The 18,502-nt window shown below is 68.1% G+C and carries 17 protein-coding genes; 5 read left to right on the forward strand and 12 right to left on the reverse strand.

Annotated features, from left to right (window positions below; translation table 11 throughout):
• Nucleotides 1-180, reverse strand: coding sequence for a hypothetical protein (locus ASF52_RS06905; RefSeq protein ID WP_056169726.1), 180 nt, complete (start codon nt 178-180; stop codon nt 1-3).
• Nucleotides 181-416: 236 nt separating this feature from the next.
• Here ASF52_RS06905 and ASF52_RS06910 point away from each other — a divergent pair, with 236 nt between their 5' ends.
• Nucleotides 417-1,301: an outer membrane protein gene (locus ASF52_RS06910; RefSeq protein WP_056169729.1), complete on the forward strand. Its 885-nt coding sequence runs from the start codon at nt 417-419 to the stop codon at nt 1,299-1,301.
• Nucleotides 1,302-1,408: 107 nt separating this feature from the next.
• On the opposite strand, the gene ASF52_RS06915 is transcribed toward ASF52_RS06910, so the two are convergent.
• The 9 genes from ASF52_RS06915 to ASF52_RS06955 all read right to left on the reverse strand — a co-directional run bounded on the left by ASF52_RS06915 (nt 1,409) and on the right by ASF52_RS06955 (nt 12,499).
• Entirely contained in the window at nt 1,409-1,843 is a 435-nt protein-coding gene (locus ASF52_RS06915; protein ID WP_056169732.1) for a GlcG/HbpS family heme-binding protein, read from the reverse strand.
• A gap of 248 nt (nt 1,844-2,091) precedes the next feature.
• Entirely contained in the window at nt 2,092-3,066 is a 975-nt protein-coding gene (locus ASF52_RS06920) for an HpcH/HpaI aldolase/citrate lyase family protein (RefSeq protein ID WP_056169734.1), read from the reverse strand.
• Nucleotides 3,067-3,200: 134 nt separating this feature from the next.
• On the reverse strand, nt 3,201-5,960 hold the full coding sequence (locus ASF52_RS06925; RefSeq protein WP_056169736.1) for a phosphoenolpyruvate carboxylase: 2,760 nt from the start codon (nt 5,958-5,960) through the stop codon (nt 3,201-3,203).
• A 312-nt stretch (nt 5,961-6,272) separates the two neighbouring features.
• Nucleotides 6,273-7,166, reverse strand: coding sequence for a succinate--CoA ligase subunit alpha (gene sucD, locus ASF52_RS06930; protein WP_056169739.1), 894 nt, complete (start codon nt 7,164-7,166; stop codon nt 6,273-6,275).
• Nucleotides 7,167-7,184: 18 nt separating this feature from the next.
• Nucleotides 7,185-8,378, reverse strand: a complete 1,194-nt coding sequence (locus tag ASF52_RS06935; RefSeq protein WP_056169743.1) for a malate--CoA ligase subunit beta — start codon at nt 8,376-8,378, stop codon at nt 7,185-7,187.
• A gap of 249 nt (nt 8,379-8,627) precedes the next feature.
• On the reverse strand, nt 8,628-9,254 hold the full coding sequence (gene fchA / locus ASF52_RS06940; protein ID WP_056169748.1) for a methenyltetrahydrofolate cyclohydrolase: 627 nt from the start codon (nt 9,252-9,254) through the stop codon (nt 8,628-8,630).
• Between the two features lie 3 nt (nt 9,255-9,257).
• On the reverse strand, nt 9,258-10,118 hold the full coding sequence (locus ASF52_RS06945) for an NADP-dependent methylenetetrahydromethanopterin/methylenetetrahydrofolate dehydrogenase (protein WP_056169750.1): 861 nt from the start codon (nt 10,116-10,118) through the stop codon (nt 9,258-9,260).
• Nucleotides 10,119-10,261: 143 nt separating this feature from the next.
• Nucleotides 10,262-11,200, reverse strand: a complete 939-nt coding sequence (locus ASF52_RS06950; protein WP_056169753.1) for a D-2-hydroxyacid dehydrogenase — start codon at nt 11,198-11,200, stop codon at nt 10,262-10,264.
• Between the two features lie 90 nt (nt 11,201-11,290).
• Complete coding sequence (locus tag ASF52_RS06955; RefSeq protein WP_056169756.1) at nt 11,291-12,499, reverse strand: aminotransferase class V-fold PLP-dependent enzyme; 1,209 nt, start codon at nt 12,497-12,499, stop codon at nt 11,291-11,293.
• 740 nt (nt 12,500-13,239) lie between these two features.
• Here ASF52_RS06955 and ASF52_RS06960 point away from each other — a divergent pair.
• Genes ASF52_RS06960 through ASF52_RS06970 form a run of 3 tightly spaced genes read left to right on the forward strand, consistent with a single transcriptional unit; the run spans nt 13,240 to nt 15,860 of the window.
• Nucleotides 13,240-14,064, forward strand: coding sequence for a UDP-2,3-diacylglucosamine diphosphatase (locus ASF52_RS06960; RefSeq protein ID WP_056170650.1), 825 nt, complete (start codon nt 13,240-13,242; stop codon nt 14,062-14,064).
• Nucleotides 14,061-15,149: a glycosyltransferase family 4 protein gene (locus ASF52_RS06965; protein ID WP_056169759.1), complete on the forward strand. Its 1,089-nt coding sequence runs from the start codon at nt 14,061-14,063 to the stop codon at nt 15,147-15,149. Before ASF52_RS06960 ends, ASF52_RS06965 begins: the two co-directional genes overlap by 4 nt.
• A 57-nt stretch (nt 15,150-15,206) precedes the next feature.
• On the forward strand, nt 15,207-15,860 hold the full coding sequence (locus ASF52_RS06970; RefSeq protein ID WP_082515226.1) for a ribonuclease HII: 654 nt from the start codon (nt 15,207-15,209) through the stop codon (nt 15,858-15,860).
• On the opposite strand, the gene ASF52_RS06975 is transcribed toward ASF52_RS06970, so the two are convergent.
• Complete coding sequence (locus ASF52_RS06975; protein ID WP_056169762.1) at nt 15,811-16,926, reverse strand: PA0069 family radical SAM protein; 1,116 nt, start codon at nt 16,924-16,926, stop codon at nt 15,811-15,813. The two genes, ASF52_RS06970 and ASF52_RS06975, sit on opposite strands and share 50 nt — an antisense overlap.
• A 168-nt stretch (nt 16,927-17,094) precedes the next feature.
• Between ASF52_RS06975 and ASF52_RS06980 the strand changes: the two genes are divergently transcribed.
• Nucleotides 17,095-17,616 (forward strand): hypothetical protein, encoded by a 522-nt coding sequence (locus tag ASF52_RS06980; protein ID WP_056169765.1) that lies wholly within the window; start codon nt 17,095-17,097, stop codon nt 17,614-17,616.
• 3 nt (nt 17,617-17,619) lie between these two features.
• On the opposite strand, the gene ASF52_RS06985 is transcribed toward ASF52_RS06980, so the two are convergent.
• The gene (locus ASF52_RS06985) at nt 17,620-18,486 is read right to left on the reverse strand and encodes a 3'-5' exonuclease (protein WP_244473735.1); all 867 of its coding nucleotides are present in this window, start codon (nt 18,484-18,486) and stop codon (nt 17,620-17,622) included.
• Between the last annotated feature and the right edge of the window lie 16 nt (nt 18,487-18,502).

Consider the following 18,502-nt stretch of genomic DNA (forward strand, 5'->3'; position numbering starts at 1 on the left):
TCAGGCTCGCAACGCCGGCTTCGCCTTCACCGCTGCGGCCAGGGCCTTGAGGTGACGGTTGAGGTCGGCGATCTCGTTCAGCGCGATGGTCTTGTGGCCGTCCTTGACCGCGCGCTCGATGTCGCTGACCTGCTCGGTCGCGATACGCTTCAGTTCGGCGGCGAGTTTGTCCCGTGTCATCGTCGCTCCTGTCACGGCTCGGGGTTCTCCCGGGTGATAGCGACATGGGCTTAACCGGGCGTTGTCGTGGCGTGAAACGGCGTTCGGCCGATGCCGATTTCGTGATCGGTGCGGGGAGCTTACGGAAGGCCCGGTCGCATTCCAGCGCTTGGTGTTGCGCCGCGGTCATAGGTGGGTGGCGCAGCCCAGGGTTAAGCTCCGCGCAGCCTTCAGCCCATCGCCGAGAACCCATTCCCATGTTCGCCAAGCTCCTCCTGGCCGGCACCGCAGCGATCCTCGCCGTGTCGAGCGCGTCCGCCGCCGATCTGCCGCGTCGTGCGGCGCCGCCGCCGGTGTTCACCGCCGTGCCGGTCTTCACCTGGACCGGCTTCTACCTCGGCACCCACAGCTCCTACGCCTTCAGCGACCGCCAGACGATCCGCACCACCGGCAACAACAACGGCACCGGCGGCATCACCAACACGCAGCTGAACGTCGCCCAGGGTCGTCGTGCAGGCACCTTCCGCTCCGAGCAGGACGGCATCGGCAACGTCGGTGGCGGCATCGGTTACAACTATCAGTTCACCCCGGGCTCGGGCTTCGTCGTCGGCGCCGCCACCGAGGTGACCTGGACCGACATCAGCAAGAGCTACAGCTACTTCGGTCCGGTCATCCCCGGCGTGAACACCGCCGCCGATCCGAGCAACCTGCGCCAGCGCCTCGACTACCTCGGCACGGTCACGGGCCGCCTCGGCTACGCGTTCGACCGGTTCCTCGTCTACGGAACCGGCGGCTTCGCCTACGGCAACGTCAACTACAGCGCCGGCTTCTTCAATCCGGCCGGCGCACTGGCCTATGCCGGCAAGTTCAACGGCATGGAGACCGGCTACGTCTACGGCGGTGGCATCGAGTACGCGATCCCCACGGACAGCTTCCTCAACCGCTTCAACTTCCTCGGCGGTCTCCTCGGCGCCAGCGCCGTGACCCTGAAGGCCGAGTACCTGCGCTACGACCTCGGCAGCCGCAACATCACCGTGAACACTACCGGCCTCACCGCCGCCACCGGCTCCTACACCTCGCGCTTCAACACCGAGGGCAGCATCGTCAAGGCCGGCTTCAACTATAAGTTCGGCGGCCTCTGAGCCTGACTGTCCGGCGGTCCATCCGGATCGCCGATGCGGCAAACAACGAGGCCCCGCTCTCGCGAGCGGGGCCTTGTCCGTTGGGTCGGTGTCGGAGGAGCGCCCGCTCAGGTGCGCCAGGGATGCGCCGGCAGCTCCGTCGCACCGATGGCGCTGGCACCCGCGAGGGCCACGGCGTGGTCGTTCTCCACCGTCGAGCCGCTGACGCCGATGGCGCCGGACATCTCGCCGTCCTTGTCCACGATCGGGATGCCGCCCGGGAAGGTGATCAGCCCGTCGTTGGAATGCTCGATGCCGTAGAGCGGGCCGCCGGGCTGCGACAGCGCCCCGATCTGGCCGGTCATCATGCCGAAGAACACCGAGGTCTTGGCCTTCTTGTGCGCGATGTCGATGGAGCCGACCCAGGCGCCGTCCATCCGGTAGAACGCCTTGAGATTACCGCCGGAATCCACGACGGCGATACACATCTGGGTGCCGAGCTCGACGGCCTTGGCGCGGGCGGCCTCGATGGCCTTGTGGGCGTCTTCGATGGTCACGTGCATGGGGTTATCTCCTGTTGTTTGGAATCTCGACCGCGATGCGGGCGATCTCGTCGAAGGACATCTTTCGGATGTTGGCCGCGGGCTCCCTCTTCTGAACGGAGAGGGAGCCCGTTGCGTTCGATAGTCCTCATGAGCTTTTCGCCGACACGGCTGAAGAGCTTGGAGCCTGACGTTTCCTGCCCGACATGAGAATGGCCGCTCCTTTCGGGAGCGGCCATTCTGCATGTCGGTCGTATCGCGAGGAAACCTTACTTCGCACTCATCGCGTTGGCCTTCTCGATCAGCGCTTCGGCCATGCGGATCGAGGCGATGTCGATGAGGCGGCCGTCGAGGGAGACAGCGCCGCGGCCGGCCTTGGCGGCCTCTTCCATGGCGACCAGGATGCGGCGCGCCTTGGTGACCTCGGCCTCGGACGGGGTGAACACGTCGTTGGCGAGATCGATCTGCGACGGGTGGATCGCCCACTTGCCCTCGAAGCCGAGGGCCGCGCAGCGCTTGGCCGCCGAGACGTAGCCGTCGGGATCGGAGAAGTCGCCGAACGGACCGTCGATGGGGCGCAGGCCGTAGGCGCGGCAGGCGACCAGCATGCGGTTCTGGGCGAACAGCCACGGGTCCTGCCAATGGGTCTGGCGGTTACCGGCCTCGTCCTTGTCGGTGAGCACCGAGAAATCGGGGTTCACACCGCCGATGACCTGGGCGCGGGCGCGGGTCGAAGCGGCGTAATCGGCCACACCGAACGACATGGCTTCGAGGCGCGGCGAGGACTGGGCGATGGCCTCGACGTTGGCCATGCCCAACGCCGTCTCGATGAGAACCTCGAAGCCGATCTTCTTCTCGCGCTTCTTGGCCTGCTCGATCTGGGTGGTGAGCACGTCGATGGCGTAGACGTCGGCGGCGACGCCGACCTTGGGGATCAGGATCATGTCGAGGCGCGGACAGGCTTCGACGATGTCGACCACGTCGCGGTACATGTAGTGGGTGTCGAGACCATTGATGCGGATCATCATGGTCTTGGTGCCCCAGTCGATCTCATTGAGCGCCTGGATGATGTTCTTGCGGGCCTGCTCCTTGTCGTCGGGGGCGACGGCGTCCTCGAGGTCGAGGAAGATTACATCGGCCTTCGAGCTGGCGGACTTCTCCATGAAGGTCGGGTTGGAGCCCGGAACGGCGAGCTCCGAGCGGTGAAGGCGGGGTGTCGCCTGCTGGATCAGGGTAAAGCTCATGGGTGTTTCCTTCCTCTGGGGGTGGTGTTCTGGCCGATGATGCAACGCGGCGACGCGTGGCACCAGACGGAGGGGTGTGCGCTCGCGCGCGGTCCGAAGGCCAAGAACGGCCCCCGGTATCCTGGTGAAACCTCTCAGCCCGTCGCCCCGAAGCCGACGGCGATGCAGTTGATGGACAGCAGCAGGGCGGATTTCACCGCCTCGCGCTTGTCCTCGTCCTCCTCCGCGCGGAAGCGGCGCAGGAGCTCCACCTGCTCGCGGCTGACCTGATTGATGGTCGGCAGGCGCCCGTTGAGGCGGTCGCGGAACAGGGGGAAGCGCGCGGCGAGTTCGGTATCGCCGCTGACGCGCAGGCACATCTCACGGGTCAGCGCGTACTCGGCCTCGATGAGCGGGAAGATGCTCGCGCGGGCGTTCGCGTCGGGCACGAGGCTCGCGTAATCCCGGGCGATCTCGAGATCGACCATCAGCAGGGTCTTCTCGACCTCGTCGAGGATGAGACGGAAGGGCTTCGATTCGGCGAACAGGCGCTTGAGCTGCGCCTCGCCCTGCGCCCCACGCACGTCGAGGAAACTCTTCAACCCCGAACCGACCCCGTACCATCCGGTGATGACGTGACGGTTCTGGGACCAGGCGAACACCCACGGGATCGCCCGCAGATCCGACAGGGACCGCGCACCGAAGCGCCGGGCCGGGCGCGAGCCGATGTTGAGGAGCGCGATCTCATCCAGCGGGCTCGCGGCACCGAAATAGGTGACGAGATCGGGGTGCTGGATCAGGTTGACGTAGGCCGCGCGCGAGGCGCCGGACAACGCCTCCAGGCAATCGTCGAACTCATTGCGGGGGATCTTCGCGGCTTCCCGCTCGGATTTCAGGGCATGCTCGAACACCGAGGAGGCGAGAAGCTCCATCTGGTAGGCGGCGGTGCCCCGGTTGGCGTACTTGAACGAGACGACCTCGCCCTGCTCCGTGGTGCGAAACCGCCCGTTGATGGAGCCCGGCGGCTGGGCCGCGATGGCCCGCGCGGTGGGCGCCCCGCCGCGGCTCACGGAGCCGCCGCGGCCATGGAAGAATGCGATGGGGACGCCCGAGGCCTTGCCGAGGTCGGTGAGCTTGCCCTGTGCCTTGTACAGCTCCCAGTTCGAGGCGACGAAGCCGCCGTCCTTGTTCGAATCCGAGTAGCCGATCATCACCTCCTGCACCCCGCCCTGCCAGCGGGTCGAGCGGCGCACGACGGGGATCCCGAAGAGCTCCTTCATGATGGCCGGGGCGGCGCGCAGGTCGTCGATGGTCTCGAACAGGGGCACGATGGGCAGGCAGCAGATCTCGGTGCCGGCGGCGTCGAGGAAGTTGCCGGCCTCCTTGGCGAGGAGATAAGCGCCGAGGATGTCGGGCACAGAGCGCGTCATCGACAGGACAAAGGAGCCGAAGGCCTCACGGTCGAGCTGCTCGCGCATCTCGCCCACCAGCGCGAAGGTCTCCAGGGTCTCGCGGGCGTCGTCGGGCAGCCCCTCGAACGAGCGCTCACCCTTGCGAGGCTTCGCGAGTTCGTCGAGGAGCCACTTCTTCCACTCGGGCGAGTCGAGGTCCGGCGGCGTCTTGTTCTGGCCGTTGGACTCGGCCCACAGGGCATGAAGCGTCTTCGTCGTGCGCGTGGTGTTTTCGCGAAGGTCGAGTCGGACCGTCGAGAATCGGAAGATCTCGACCATTCGGCGCACGGGGCGGACGAGGTCGGTGGCCAGCGACGGGCATTTCGCGTCGGCCAGCCCCTGCTCCAGGGTGCGCAGGTCGTTGATGAGGGTGTCGGCGCTCGGATAATCCGGGCCGGTGGAACGATGGCCCTCGTTGCGCCGGATGGTGGCCTCCAACTTGCGCAGGATGCAGGTGAGGAACTGGCGATAGGCCTCGCCCGGGTTGCGGCTGGCGATGGCGCGGCCGTCGCCACTCTCGGCCAGAAGCTGCGCGAGTTCGGCCTTGAACGTCGCCGGCACCGGGAGCGAGCGCTCGGTGAGCGACAGGGTGCGGCCCAGCGCCGTGACGCCGTCGCGGTAGCGCCGGAGCGACGCCAGGGCGTTGCGCTGCAGGGTGGCGCGGGTGACCGACGCGGTGACGTAGGGGTTTCCATCGCGGTCGCCGCCGATCCACGAGCCGAACTGGAAGAACGGCGGCACCTCGAACTTCTCGTCCGGATAGTACTGCGCCAGGCTCTCCTCCAGGGAGTAGAGCACCTCGGGCAGCATCTCGAACAGGGTCTCGTCGAAGAAGTGCAGGCCCCAGGCGACCTCCCGCTCGACGGTGGCCTTCTCGAGATGCAGTTCGCCCGTCATCCAGACGAGCTCGATCTGGTCGCGCAGCTCGTTCATCAGGCCGTTGCGCTCGCGCTCGGTCCAGCGCGGCAATTCGAGCTCGCGCAGCACGAGATAGATGCGGCGGAACTTCTCCAGCACGGTGACGCGCTTGCCCTCGGTGGGGTGGGCCGTGATGGTCGGGCGAATGCGCAGGTCCTTCAGGAGACCGTGGATCTCCGGCGCCTTGATGCCGTTCTGGGCGGCCTCGGCCAAGACGGCATGAAAGCTGCCGCTCAACGCCTCGCGGCCCTTGGTGCGCTCGACCTGCCGGCGCCGGCGCATGGCGGCGTTCTGCTCGGCGATGGACAGCAGCTGGAACCAGATGCCCTGCACTTGAAGCGCGCGGGCGAGGAGCTCGGGCGAGAAATCGGAGATGTTGGCGCGGCCGTGCAGCACGTCCTCGAGCTCGGGCTCGTGCCGGCGCGCCACTTCCACGAGGGCCCGGAACAGGATGTCGAGGGCCTCCTTCGACGAGGTGCCGGTGATGACCGGCGGCGCGAAGGTGTGGTCGATGGGGCCGACCGGGGCGTGAAGGGTATCCGTCATGGACAAGGCCACCTCGAAAGGAGTTTGTGCCGATCGACCGCGACGGAGGCGCTCGATGGGGGTGCGGCCGACCCGGTAGCATGGGACCGGCCGCCGGAACGATCAAGGGTCGGTTTTTTTGGGCATGACCGCCGACGCGGGTTCCTTCTCCCCCCTGCGGGAGAAGGTGGCCCGCGAAGGGGGTTGGGCCGGGACGAAGTTCTGCAAGAGACGAAGTTCTGCAAGAGGGGTGTACCCCGCTCGAAGAGGTCGCTCCCCTATCCCGGCCACTCCGCGCCCACCCTCCCCCGCAGCTGGGGAGGGTTCATGCGCTCACGCCGCCAGCTTGCGCATCACCTGCGCCACCGTGGAGCCGAACTCGCCGGGGCTCGGGGCCACGGTGAGGCCGTAGGATCGCATGATCTCGGCCTTCTCGGCGGCCGAATCGCCGGTGGCCGAGATGATGGCGCCGGCGTGGCCCATGCGGCGCCCCTTCGGCGCCGTGAGGCCGGCGACGAAGCCGATGACGGGCTTCGACATGTTCTCCTTGATCCAGGCGGAGGCTTCGGCCTCCTGCGGGCCGCCGATCTCGCCGATCATCAGGACGGCCTTGGTCTCCGGGTCCTGCTCGAACAGGGCGAGGTGATCGAGGAAGGACGAGCCGTTGATGGGGTCGCCACCGATGCCCACCGAGGTGGTGATGCCGATACCCTCTTCCTTCATCTGCGCGGCGGCCTCGTACCCGAGGGTGCCCGAGCGCGAGATCACGCCGACATTGCCTTTCAGGTAGATGTGGCCGGGCATGATACCGAGCATCGACTTGCCGGGCGAGATGATGCCGGCGCAGTTCGGGCCCACCACCATGGTGCGCTTGTCCTTGGGGTAACGTCGGAGATACCGCTTCACCCGCATCATGTCCTGGGCCGGAATGCCGTCGGTGATGGAGCAGATGAGGGCGAGGCCCGCATCCGCACCTTCCATGATGGCGTCGGCCGCGAAGGGCGGGGCCACGAAGGTGATGGAGGTGGTGGCGCCGGTGGCCTCGACGGCCTCCTTGACGGTGTTGAACACCGGCACGCCGAGATGGGTCTTGCCGCCCTTCCCCGGAGTGACGCCGGCCACGACCTTGGAGCCGTACTCCATCATTTCCTTGGCGTGGAAGGTGCCCTTGTCGCCCGTGATGCCCTGAATGATGATCGGGGTCTTCTCGTCGATCAGAATGCTCATGACGTATCCTCCCCGTTCTCAGTTGGCGCGCGCGGCCGAGCCGGCCTTGGCGGCAGCGCAGGCCTCGACGGCCTTGGCGGCGGCGTCGGACAGGCTGTTGGCGGTTATGAGGTCGAGGCCGCTCTCGGCCAGGATCTTCTGACCAGCCTCGACGTTCGTTCCGGCGAGGCGAACGATGAGCGGTACGTCGATCTTCACCTCCCGCGCCGCCTGGATGACGCCCTGGGCGACCCAATCGCAGCGGTTGATGCCCGCGAAGATGTTGACGAGGATCGCCTTCACGTTGCGGTCCGAGAGGACGAGGCGGAAGGCCGTCGCCACGCGATCCGGGGAGGCGCCGCCGCCGACATCGAGGAAGTTCGCGGGCTCGCCGCCCGCGTGCTTGATCATGTCCATGGTGGCCATGGCCAGACCGGCGCCGTTGACGATGCAGCCGATCTCGCCCTCGAGGCCGATATAGGAGAGGTTGTGCTCGGCGGCCTGGGCCTCGCGCGGGTCGCCCTGCGAGGGATCGTGCATGTCGGCGATGTTGCGCCGGCGGAACATGGCGTTGTCGTCGAAGGACATCTTGGCGTCGAGGGCCAGGACCCGGTCGTCCTTGGTGACAACGAGGGGGTTGATCTCCAGCATGGTGCCGTCGCAATCGCGGAACGCCCGGTAGGCGTTCATGATCGTCTTCACGGCGGCCGAGACCTGGCGGATGTTGAGGCCGAGCTGGAACGCGATCTCGCGGGCTTGGAATTGCTGCAGGCCCACCGCCGGCTCGACGACCACCTGGATCAGGGCCTCGGGCTCGTTGGCGGCGATCTCCTCGATGTCCATGCCGCCGCGCTGGGAGGCGATGACGCGGACCCGCTCGGCCTTCCGGTCGAGGACGTAGCCGAGGTAGAGTTCACGCTCGAACGGGTCGGCGGTCTCGATGTACACGCGCTGCACCGGCTTGCCCTCGGGACCGGTCTGCAGGGTGACGAGGCGCTTGCCGAGGAGGTCCTTGGCGGCGTCGCGGACCTCGTTGTAGGTCCGGCACAGCTTGATGCCACCGGCCTTCCCGCGGGCACCGGCGTGGATCTGCGCCTTCACGGCCCAGAACGAACCGCCGAGCTCGGTGGCGGCGTAGACCGCCTGATCAGGGCTGAAGGCCACCGCGCCCTTGGGAACCGCCACGCCGAAGCCAGCGAGCAACTCCTTGGCTTGGTACTCGTGAACGTCCATGTGCGATCTCCTCGACGTTTCCTCGGGGCGGACCTTCTCGTAAATTTCACTTCGCGAAAAGGGTCTTGCCGTTTATATTTTTTTACATTCTCGTTGAGTCTGCCTTGAAGGCAGTTGGAATGCTTCTGGATTTCAACAAACGCGACGACTCACCTTGGCGTTAGGGTCGCGGCGTCAAGCTTTGCGTGAAGTAATCTCCCGCGTTCTTTTGTGCGATGCGGAACGATCGGCGTCCCGCATCGCGAAAGATCAGTTCACCTTGGCCTTCACGATCTCGTAGATCGACTCGTTGAGCGGACCGGCCGAGCCCAGCAGGGTCTCGAGTTCCTGGAGACGCGCGTCGGCGAAGGCACGGTCGTCCAGGCCCTTGGCGTTGACGTAGACGTTGAGCGCCGCGCTGCGCAGGCCCGCATGGGCGGACAGCACCGCGACACCGGCGTCGGAGATGACGTTGAGGTTGCCCTTGTCGGCGACGGGCTGGGCGAGGTCGATGACCTTGCGGCAGGCCCGGCAACACTCGAGAGGCACGTCCGTGGCCACCTTGAGGGCCGCCTGGATCTTCTCCGCCCGCGCAGCCTTCTCCTCGTCCGTCGCCTTTGGCAGCGCGTAGGCGCCCATCACCGCGTCGAAGGCCGCCACATCGTCGGCAATCATGCGGGTGAGCTCGGCCCGGAGCGCCTCGGATTGTCCGAGGATCTCCTTCAGCTCGCCCTCCACCTCGACGTACTTCTTCTTCCCGATGGTGAGGTTGCACACCATGCTGAGAAGTGCGGCCCCCATGGCGCCGTGGATGGCGGCGGCACCGCCGCCGCCCGGGGTCGGGGCCGAGCTCGCGAGCCCGTCGAGGAAGGTCTGGATGGTTGCGTCGGCAGCCATGGCTCAGGCCATCTTCTTGGCGAGGGCGTAGATCTCCTCGGCGTCGAGGACCTGCTCGGTGCTGTCGAAGAGCTGGCCGACGCAGGCGCGGTGGAGCTTGAGCTTCAGGCCGCCGATACCGAGGGCCCCGAACACCTTCTTGCCGTGGCGTTCCTTGCCCTTGTCCATGGCGTCGATGCCACCGAAGCCGAGGGGCGGCTGGGCGTTGTAATCGGCCACGAACTCGATGCTGGCCTCGTCCTTCCAGTCGGCTTCCGACAGGAGCTCGATGCCGATGGCGCCGGCGGAGAACACGAGGTTCTGGCCCTTGACGATGGCGGCGCGAGACGCGGCGTCCGGCGTCGCGGCGGCCGAGATCTCGACCTTGAAGCGCTTGTTGATCTGGTCCGCGGCGGCTTGGGCCTTGTCGAGGGAGCGACCGCACAGGATTACGGTGGCGCCTTCCTGGGCCAGGAGCGCGGCCGAGCGCATGCCGACGGGGCCGGTACCGGCGAGCACGACCGCCTTCTTGCCCTGGAGCGAACCGGCGGCCTTCTGCACCAGTGCGACACCGGCGGCGGCGGTGGTGTTGGAGCCGTTGGAATCGAGCATCACCGAGACGCGGAACGGGCCGAAGAAGCGCTTCTTGACCGCGTTCAGCACCGCCTCGCCGGCCGCCATGCTGCCGCCGCCGACGAAGATCGCCGTGGACTTCTTCTCGGAGCCGCCGCGGGTATAGATCGTGCCGTCGACCAGGGCGCCGACGTTCTCGGGCGTCACGTTGCCGTAGCCGGTGATGTGATCGGCGCCGCCATCGTAGCCGACGACCACGTCGAACACGCTCGGCACGGCATCGGTGTCGAATTGGAACAGCAGTTTTTTCATTTTTGTCGATCCCTATGCTTGTCCGCGCTCGGGCGCGGTTGGCGTTTGGTCCTGAATTCTCGTCTCGTCACCGGAGGGCACGCCGGGCTCCCTCTCCAGGAAGGAGAGGGAGCCCGCGCCCATCCGTCGGCAAGGCCGGCGACCTAGACCACGTTCTGCGGCTTGCCGGCGACGAAGGCCTCGACGTTGTCGACGAGCTGGTCGGCCAGGATCTGCATGGCCTCCTTGCTCGCCCACGCCACGTGCGGGGTCACGATGAGGTTCGGAAGGTCGAGCTCGCACAGGATGTTGCCGTTCTTGGGCGGCTCGGTCATCACCACGTCGAAGCCCGCGCCTCCGATGGTGCCGTTCTGAAGGGCCTCGGCCAGGGCCTCCTCGTCGACGAGGCCGCCGCGCGCGGTGTTGATGAGGAGCGCGTGCTTCTTCATCTTTGCGAGCTGTTCGCGGCCGATCATGTTGCGGGTCTCGGGCGTCAGCGGCGCGTGCAGCGTGATGACGTCGGACTGGGTGAGGATGGTCTCGAAATCGACCAGCCCCTCCTGGGGGAACACGTCGTAGGCGATGACCTTCATCCCGAGCGCTTCCGCCCGCTTGGCGATGGACTTGCCCAGCGCCCCGTAGCCGACGATGCCGAGCGTCGACCCGGCGATGTCGTGGATCGGATAGTCGAAGTAGCAGAACTGGGTGGATTTGGCCCAGTCGCCCCGGCGAACGGAATTGGCGTAGGGCACGATGGCCCGGCGCAGGGCGAAGATCAGGCCGATCACGTGCTCGGGCACGGTGTTGAAGGCGTAGTTGCGGATGTTGACGACGGTGATGCCGCGTTCCTTGGCGACCGCCTTGTCGACCACGTCGGTGCCGGTGGCGGCGACGGCGATGAGCTTCAGGTCGGGCAGCTGCTTCAGCACGTCGGCGCGCATCGGCACCTTGTTGATGAGGGCGATCTCGGCCCCCTTCAGGCGCTCGACGATCTCCTCGGGCGTCCAGGTCGACTCGTACTCGACGTAATCGTGCGGAAAATTGAATTCCCGAACCTTGGCGTCGAGGGACTCGCGGTCGAGGAACACGATCTTCTTCGTCATGGAAGCCCTCAGGTCGCTCCGGCCGAACCGCCGGCGGCAGCGTGGTCGATGGGGTCGCCGGGGCGAAGGATCGCCCCGGCGATTGTCGGATCAGGCCTTGGCCAGGGGGTTCTCGCGCAGGTAGCTCGACGCGGCGGCGACACCGGAACCGGGCGTGACCTTCACGCCGTGGTCGAGCATGGCCATCTCGGCACCCGCGATGGCGCCGAGCAGCGACAGCTCGTTGAGGTCGCCGACGTGACCGATGCGGAACACCTTGCCGGCGAGCTTGTTCAGGCCGGCGCCGAGCGCGAGGTTGTAGCGGACATAGGCGTGCTTGATGATCGCCGCGCCGTCGATCCCCTCGGGCACCACGATGGTGGTGACCGTGTCGGAGTTCCACTTGGGCTCCTTGGCGCAGGTCTTCAGGCCCCAGGCCGCGACGGCCTGGCGGGTCGCCTCGCCGAGCACGTGATGACGGTGGTAGACGTTCTCGAGGCCTTCCTCGTTGAGGCAGGCCAGGGCCTCGCGCAGGCCGTAGAGCAGCGGCAGCGACGGGGTGTAGGGGAAGTAGCCGGCCGGGTTCTGCTTCTGGTGGTCGGCCCAGTCGAAGTAGACGTGGGCGAGGCGGTCGTTCTTGCCGGCCGAGGCTTCGGCCGCCTTGAGGGCCTTCTCGCTGACGCAGATCACGCCGAGGCCGGCGGGCAGCATCAGGCCCTTCTGGGAGCCGGCGATGGCGCAGTCGACGCCCCACTCGTCCATCTTGTAGGGGAGCGAGCCGACCGACGACACGCCGTCGACGAACAGCAGGGCCGGGTGGCCGGCCGCGTCGATGGCCTTGCGCACGGCGCCGATATCCGAGGTCACGCCCGTGGCGGTCTCGTTATGGACGACCATGACGGCCTTGATCTCGTGGTTCTTGTCGGCGCGCAGGGCCTCGCCGATCTTCTCCGGGTCCGCACCCGTGCCCCACTCCTCGTCCTGCACGATGACGTCGAGGCCGAGGCGCTCGGCCATGTCGACCCAGAGCAGGCTGAACTGGCCGAAGCGCGCGGTCAGCACCTTGTCGCCGCGCGACAGGGTGTTGGTGAGCGCCGATTCCCAGATGCCGGTGCCGGAGGCCGGGAACAGGAAGATGGTGCCCTTGGTCGAGCCGAACACCGCCTTGGTGTCCTCGAACAGGGGCTTGGTCAGGGCGGGGAAGTCCACCGAGCGATGGTCCTCGGACTGCACCACCATCGACCGCAGGACGCGATCGGGGATGTTCGTCGGGCCAGGAACGAAGAGGTGGTTGCGACCCGGCCGTTTCGTTGCCGCCATGATGATGTCTCCGGTTCTCAAAGAAGTGCGCGCGATCCGTGCGACACACTTGGTTCAGTGACGGAAGATCTGCCCGTTTGGGCCGCCCTTCCGGGTGGATCGATGACGAGAGGCCGGCCCGGTTCAGGCAGCCGTCTCGGGTGGGCAGGCTCCTACGCGCTCGCGGACCCGCCGGAAACCCGGTCGGGTCCACTTACCCTCAGGCGATACTTGCCCTCAGGTAATGCTTACCCTCAGGCAGCCGACCCCGGAGGAGCCGGCCTCATGACGGAGACCCCGATCCCGTCGGGAGCGAGGCACCGTGCTGTCGATGGGCTGCGGGCGTTCGAGACCAGCGCCGCGATGCGCGGACGCATCGAAACGCGCGGACAGCCGTGAAACGGGTCCGACGATCTCAAGCCGTTCTCCAGGCCGGGGCGCGCTCGCGAAACCGCGCTTTCCCAGGCCGTGCAGGCGCCATCCTGCCCCGTATGTCGCTGCCCTTCTTCACCTCTCGGGGCTCCGGACACACGATGTCTCGCGCGGTCCGGTGGGGCATCTTACGGGGACTATGCCTGCCTTCACGCAGGAAGGAAAACCCGAAAAACTTCGCGAAACGTCAAATAATTTTATAGTCCAGAAAGGCTTGCGATGCGGTGCCGCACGGCAGGGCGCCCCTCCCCCGGGGCCGGCTGGCGTCATCAAAGTGATACGGGAATCCGGTTTGGCTCGGTCCGATGCAGAGCTGCTCGGAGACCACCATGGGCGAAGATCCGGAGACGACCATCCGCGTCCGAACCCTGTTCCTGTCGGACATGCACCTCGGCACCAAGGGTTGCCAGGCGGCCCTGCTGCTCGAGTTCCTGCGCGACTACGATGCCGACGAGATCTACCTCGTCGGCGATATCGTCGACGGCTGGCAGCTCAAGTCCGGCTGGTACTGGCCCCAGAGCCACAACGACGTGGTTCAGAAGCTCCTGCGCAAGGTCCGCAAGGGCTCGAACCTCATCTACGTTCCGGGCAACCACGATGAATTCCTGCGCGACTACATCGGCATGACCTTCGGGGGCATCGAGGTCGCCGACCAGCGCCTCCACGTGGCGGCGGACGGCAAGCGCTACCTCGTGATCCACGGCGACCAGTTCGACATGGTGGTGCGCCACGCCCGGTGGCTGGCGTATCTCGGCGATGGTGCATACACGGCGGCGCTGTTCGTCAACACCCACCTCAACACCCTGCGCCGCCGCCTCGGGCTGGCCTACTGGTCGCTCTCGGCCTGGGCCAAGCTGCGGGTGAAGAATGCCGTCAACTTCATCGGCAAGTTCGAGGAGTTGCTCAGCGCCGAGGCCCGGCGCATCGGCGCCGACGGGGTGATCTGCGGTCACATCCACCACGCCGCCAACCGCACCATCGGCGGGCTCACCTACCTCAACACCGGGGATTGGGTGGAATCCTGCACCGCCATCGTCGAGCATTACGACGGCACCATGGAGGTGCTGCACTATCCGAGCCTGGTGCGGGCCCGGGAGGCCCGTGACGCCGAGCTCGCCGGGCCGCGGCCCGACGGCGCCCGGGCCGTCGCATGAGGCTCCTCATCGCAACGGATGCCTGGCATCCGCAGGTCAACGGCGTCGTGCGCTCCCTCGAGCACATGGCGGCGGCGGGCGCGAGCCTCGGCATCGACACGGTGTTTCTCACCCACGCTGACTTCGTCTCCGTACCCCTCCCGGGCTACCCGGAGATCCGCCTGTCCTGCGCCACCCGCGCGGCGGTGGCGCGCCGCTGGGACGGTCTGCGGCCGACCCATGTCCATATCGCCACGGAGGGCACCGTCGGCTACGCCACCCGGCGCTACTGCCTCGGCCATCGCCGTCCGTTCACCACGAGCTACCACACCCGGTTTCCCGAATACCTCGCGGCCCGCGCCCCCGTGCCGGAATCGTGGAGCTACGCTTGGCTGCGCCGGTTCCACGGCGCCGCCAGCGGCACCATGGTGAGCACACCCTCCCTCGAACGCGATCTCGCCGCCCGCGGCTTCACCAACCTCATGCGCTGGACCCGGGGCGTCGACACCGACCTGTTCCGGCCCGACGCAGGGGCGCCCGATCCCTTCGCGGGCCTGCCCCGGCCGATCTTCCTGTTCGTCGGGCGCCTCGCGGTGGAGAAGAACATCGCCGCCTTCCTGTCCCTCGACCTGCCCGGCTCGAAGGTGGTGGTGGGCGACGGACCGGACCGGGCGCGCCTCGCCGCGCTCGCCCCCGACGCGCACTTCCTCGGCACCCGCACGGGCGCGGCCCTGGCGGCGGTCTACGCCGCCGCTGACGTGTTCGTGTTCCCGAGTCTCACCGACACCTTCGGCATCGTGCTCCTGGAAGCCCTGGCCTGCGGCGTGCCCGTCGCGGCCTACCCGGTCACCGGCCCCCTCGACGTCATTGGGGGTACGGATGCGGGCGTCCTCGACCCCGACCTGCGCAAGGCGGCGCTTGCCGCCCTGACCATCCCGCGCGACCGATGCCGGGCGCAGGCCCTGCGCTACACCTGGGCCGAGAGCGCACGGCAATTCTACGCCAACATCGCCGCCGCCCACGGCACGGCAGGCCCGCAGGCGCGCCACGGCACACCGAGCAGGACCATCGGTTTGGGCACAGGAACCGACGCACCGGCGTGGTGACTCGGGCGGGCCGGACTGGCAGGGTCCCGCCCCATTCCCGACACCGTGTTCACCCCGATGCTCCCCTTCGACGCTGCCCTCGCGAAAGACTATCCGGCGGTGATCGGCTGCGACGAGGTCGGACGCGGCGCCCTGTGCGGACCCGTGGTCGTGGCGGCGGTGTGGTTCGACCCGCACGCGTTCCCGGGCGAGATCCTGGCGGCGCTGGACGATTCGAAGCACCTGAAGCGGGCCGAGCGCGAGCGCCTCACCCCCCTGATCCGTGCCCATGCGCGCGTGGCCCTGGCCGCCGGGTCGCGGGCGCTCGTCGACCGCATCAACGTGCGGGGCGCCACCCTCGACGCCATGGCGCGGGCGGTCCATCGCCTCGGACTCGACGCCCCGGTGCTGGTCGACGGCCGCGACGCGATTCCCGGTCTCGCGCGGTGCCGCCCCGTTGTGGGCGGGGACCGCATCGTGCCGCAGATCGCCGCCGCCTCCATCGTGGCGAAGACCGTTCGGGATGCGGCCATGCGCGCCCTCGCCCGGCGCCACCCCGCCTATGGCTGGGACAGCAATGTCGGCTACGGCACCAAGTTGCACCTCGCCGGCCTCGCGACACTGGGCCGCTCGGCCCATCACCGCTGCAGCTTCACCAGAGCCTACGGACCCGAGACCGATTTCAGAACAGCGACAGCTGCGCCGTCGGCCGGACAAACAGATCGGTCCTGAGCTTCAGACGTTCTTCCGGGTAGCCGAGGCGGCGGCGGGCGAGGCGCATGCGGCGCACGATGAGGTCAGCATAGGCACCGGCTCCGACCATGCGCCGGCCATACGTGGCGTCGTAGGCGCGCCCGCCCCGCGCCTGGCGCACCAGGGACATCACGTGGGCGCGCCGCCCCGGATAATGCTCGGCGAACCAGTCGTCCACGAGGGCGTCGAGTTCCAGCGGCAGGCGCAGCAGCACGTGGTTCGCCTCCCGCGCGCCGCGTTCGCGGGCCGCCGTCAGGATCGCCTCGATCTCGTGGTCGTTGAGCGAGGGAATCACCGGGGCGGCAATGACCATGACGGGAATTCCCGCGGCACTCAGGCGCTCGATGGCCTCCAGGCGCTTCTTCGGGTGCGGCGCGCGCGGCTCCAGCCGGCGAGCGAGATCGGGATCGAGGGTGGTGACCGAGACGGCGACCTTCACGAGATCGTCGCGGGCGAGATCTGTGAGCAGGTCGAGGTCGCGCACCACGAGGTTCGACTTGGTGACGATCCCGACGGGATGCCGGAATCGGCCCAGCACCTCGAGGATGCCCCGGGTGAGGCGGTGCTCGCGCTCGATCGGCTGGTACGGGTCCGTCGCCGTCCCGAGGGCGATGGTGGCGGGCCGGTAGGCCGGCGCCGACAATTCGGAGGTCAGGAGCTTCACCGCATCCGGTTTGTGGAACAGCCGCGTTTCGAAATCGAGGCCGGGCGAGAGACCGACATAGGCGTGGTTGGGCCGGGCGAAGCAGTAGACGCAGCCGTGCTCGCAGCCGCGATAGGGGTTGATCGAGCGATCGAACGAGATGTCCGGCGAGGTGTTGCGGGTGATGAGGCTGCGGGCGCGCTCAGCCGTCACCATCGTGCGCAAGGGCGCCGGGGCGACGGCCTCCCACCCGTCGTCGAAGATCTCGCGGCTGATAGTCTCGAATCGTCCGGTGGGATTGGCCGTCGCGCCGCGTCCACGCCGGGCGTCGCTCGGCCGCGTCGTCGTGGCGAGGCGCCGCGCGCCCTCCCCTGTGTCCGCGTCCGGCGACTCCGTCTCCATGCCGATCCTTCATCACCCGCCGCCGAATCGAACATATCATGAACATGATCGCGAGATGTTGCACATATTGCGGGCAAAGCGGCTTCTGGGTCGGGCCCTGCGCAGTCCGGGCAGGAAACCGGGCCGGTGACCGGCTTCAGTCCGGGGAAAAATGCGGTATGCGCGGGCATGATCTCCGCTCTGATCCATGTGGCGCGGCCGACCGATCCCGATGCGGTCGATCGGCTCGCCGACACCCTCGGCGCCCTCGTGGCCGGCGTCGCCGCCGGGCTCGTCGGCGATGCGGTCATCGTCGCGCCCAGCCACAGCACGGCCATCGACACCGTGGCGGAGGCCACCGGCGCCAAGCTCGTCCTGCGCCCGCGCGGCGGCTCGGCGTGGTCGGCCGGGGCCAAGGCGGCCCGGCGCGAATGGGTGCTCTGTTTGGAGGCCGGGGACGTGCCCGCCGAGGGCTGGATCCGCATCCTGGACCGCTTCATCGGCACCGCCCGACCGGACGTCACCCTGGGCCGCCTGCGCCGCCCGCATGCGGGTCTGCCGGCCCGCCTCGCCGCCCGGGGCGAGGGCGTCATCGGCGTCGGCGCGCCGCGCCCCGGCGATCTCGTGCGGCGCGAACGCCTTCTCGCCGGTCCGCGCTTCGTGCGGCGGGTGAAGGTCCGCAAGCTGCCGGCCCGCCTCGAACGCTCCTGAGGATCAGGATTCGGCGGCTGCCTCCATGCGCAAACGCAGGCGCTCGACGTCGTCGTAGTTGCCGGACAAGAGGTCTGTGATGTCGCCGACGAGGAGCGCCGCGACGTGGCGGCACTTCGTGCCGTAGCGCCCCGCCATACAGGTGCAGCGCAGGCGCAGGCCCGTGGCTCGGTCCTCCAGGGTGACGGCGTAGCGGTCGCCGCGCGAGCCCTTCACGGCAAAACTCAGGGGCGGCGGGAGGCGCGGGCCCGACCGGACGCGCTCGGACGACGATCCCGGGCCGGCGCGCGGCGGCGGGACGCGGTCCGGCCCCTCCGGCACCGTGGTGATGGGCAGCCGGATGGCGCGGGACAAGCCGAAGATGTCGAGCGCGCCGGTCCGGCGCATGGCCGCCAGGGCGATCTCGGCGCACGCATAGGCGTCCTCGCCGGCATCGTGGTGCTCGAACCGGATGCCGAGGCGCGCCGCGACCTTGCCGAGGCCGCAGCCCTCCTCCGCGGGAAACACCCGGCGGGCGATCTGGACGGTGCAGAGATACGAGAAGGCCGGCGGCCGCAGGCCGTAGGCGACGAGCGAGGCGCGCAGGACGCCCATGTCGAAGCCGGCGTTGTGGGCGAGCACGAGGCCGCTCGCCAGGTCGGGCAGGAACTCGGCCATCACCTCGGGAAACGTCGGCTGCGTCCGCACATCCGCCGGTACGATGCCGTGGACCCGGATGTTGCCGGGGGAGAACCGCAAGTCGGGCGGCCGGATCAGCCGCGATTCCCGGCGCACCACCGCCCCATCCGCGATCCACGCGAGACCGACCGCGCAGGCACTGTCGCGCCGCTCGTTCGCGGTCTCGAAGTCGAGGGCAAGAATCGGTGTCAAAGGATTGGTGTCAAAT

Origin of the sequence: Methylobacterium sp. Leaf112 (genome assembly GCF_001423295.1) — a bacterium.
Lineage (GTDB): Bacteria > Pseudomonadota > Alphaproteobacteria > Rhizobiales > Beijerinckiaceae > Methylobacterium.

Bases quoted from the DNA above. Each gene is read 5' to 3' on its own strand.
- ASF52_RS06905 (WP_056169726.1), bottom strand. From the start codon at position 180: ATGACACGGGACAAACTCGCCGCCGAACTGAAGCGTATCGCGACCGAG.
- ASF52_RS06910 (WP_056169729.1), top strand. From the start codon at position 417: ATGTTCGCCAAGCTCCTCCTGGCCGGCACCGCAGCGATCCTCGCCGTG.
- ASF52_RS06915 (WP_056169732.1), bottom strand. From the start codon at position 1,843: ATGCACGTGACCATCGAAGACGCCCACAAGGCCATCGAGGCCGCCCGC.
- ASF52_RS06920 (WP_056169734.1), bottom strand. From the start codon at position 3,066: ATGAGCTTTACCCTGATCCAGCAGGCGACACCCCGCCTTCACCGCTCG.
- ASF52_RS06925 (WP_056169736.1), bottom strand. From the start codon at position 5,960: ATGACGGATACCCTTCACGCCCCGGTCGGCCCCATCGACCACACCTTC.
- sucD (WP_056169739.1), bottom strand. From the start codon at position 7,166: ATGAGCATTCTGATCGACGAGAAGACCCCGATCATCATTCAGGGCATC.
- ASF52_RS06935 (WP_056169743.1), bottom strand. From the start codon at position 8,378: ATGGACGTTCACGAGTACCAAGCCAAGGAGTTGCTCGCTGGCTTCGGC.
- fchA (WP_056169748.1), bottom strand. From the start codon at position 9,254: ATGGCTGCCGACGCAACCATCCAGACCTTCCTCGACGGGCTCGCGAGC.
- ASF52_RS06945 (WP_056169750.1), bottom strand. From the start codon at position 10,118: ATGAAAAAACTGCTGTTCCAATTCGACACCGATGCCGTGCCGAGCGTG.
- ASF52_RS06950 (WP_056169753.1), bottom strand. From the start codon at position 11,200: ATGACGAAGAAGATCGTGTTCCTCGACCGCGAGTCCCTCGACGCCAAG.
- ASF52_RS06955 (WP_056169756.1), bottom strand. From the start codon at position 12,499: ATGGCGGCAACGAAACGGCCGGGTCGCAACCACCTCTTCGTTCCTGGC.
- ASF52_RS06960 (WP_056170650.1), top strand. From the start codon at position 13,240: ATGGGCGAAGATCCGGAGACGACCATCCGCGTCCGAACCCTGTTCCTG.
- ASF52_RS06965 (WP_056169759.1), top strand. From the start codon at position 14,061: ATGAGGCTCCTCATCGCAACGGATGCCTGGCATCCGCAGGTCAACGGC.
- ASF52_RS06970 (WP_082515226.1), top strand. From the start codon at position 15,207: ATGCTCCCCTTCGACGCTGCCCTCGCGAAAGACTATCCGGCGGTGATC.
- ASF52_RS06975 (WP_056169762.1), bottom strand. From the start codon at position 16,926: ATGGAGACGGAGTCGCCGGACGCGGACACAGGGGAGGGCGCGCGGCGC.
- ASF52_RS06980 (WP_056169765.1), top strand. From the start codon at position 17,095: ATGATCTCCGCTCTGATCCATGTGGCGCGGCCGACCGATCCCGATGCG.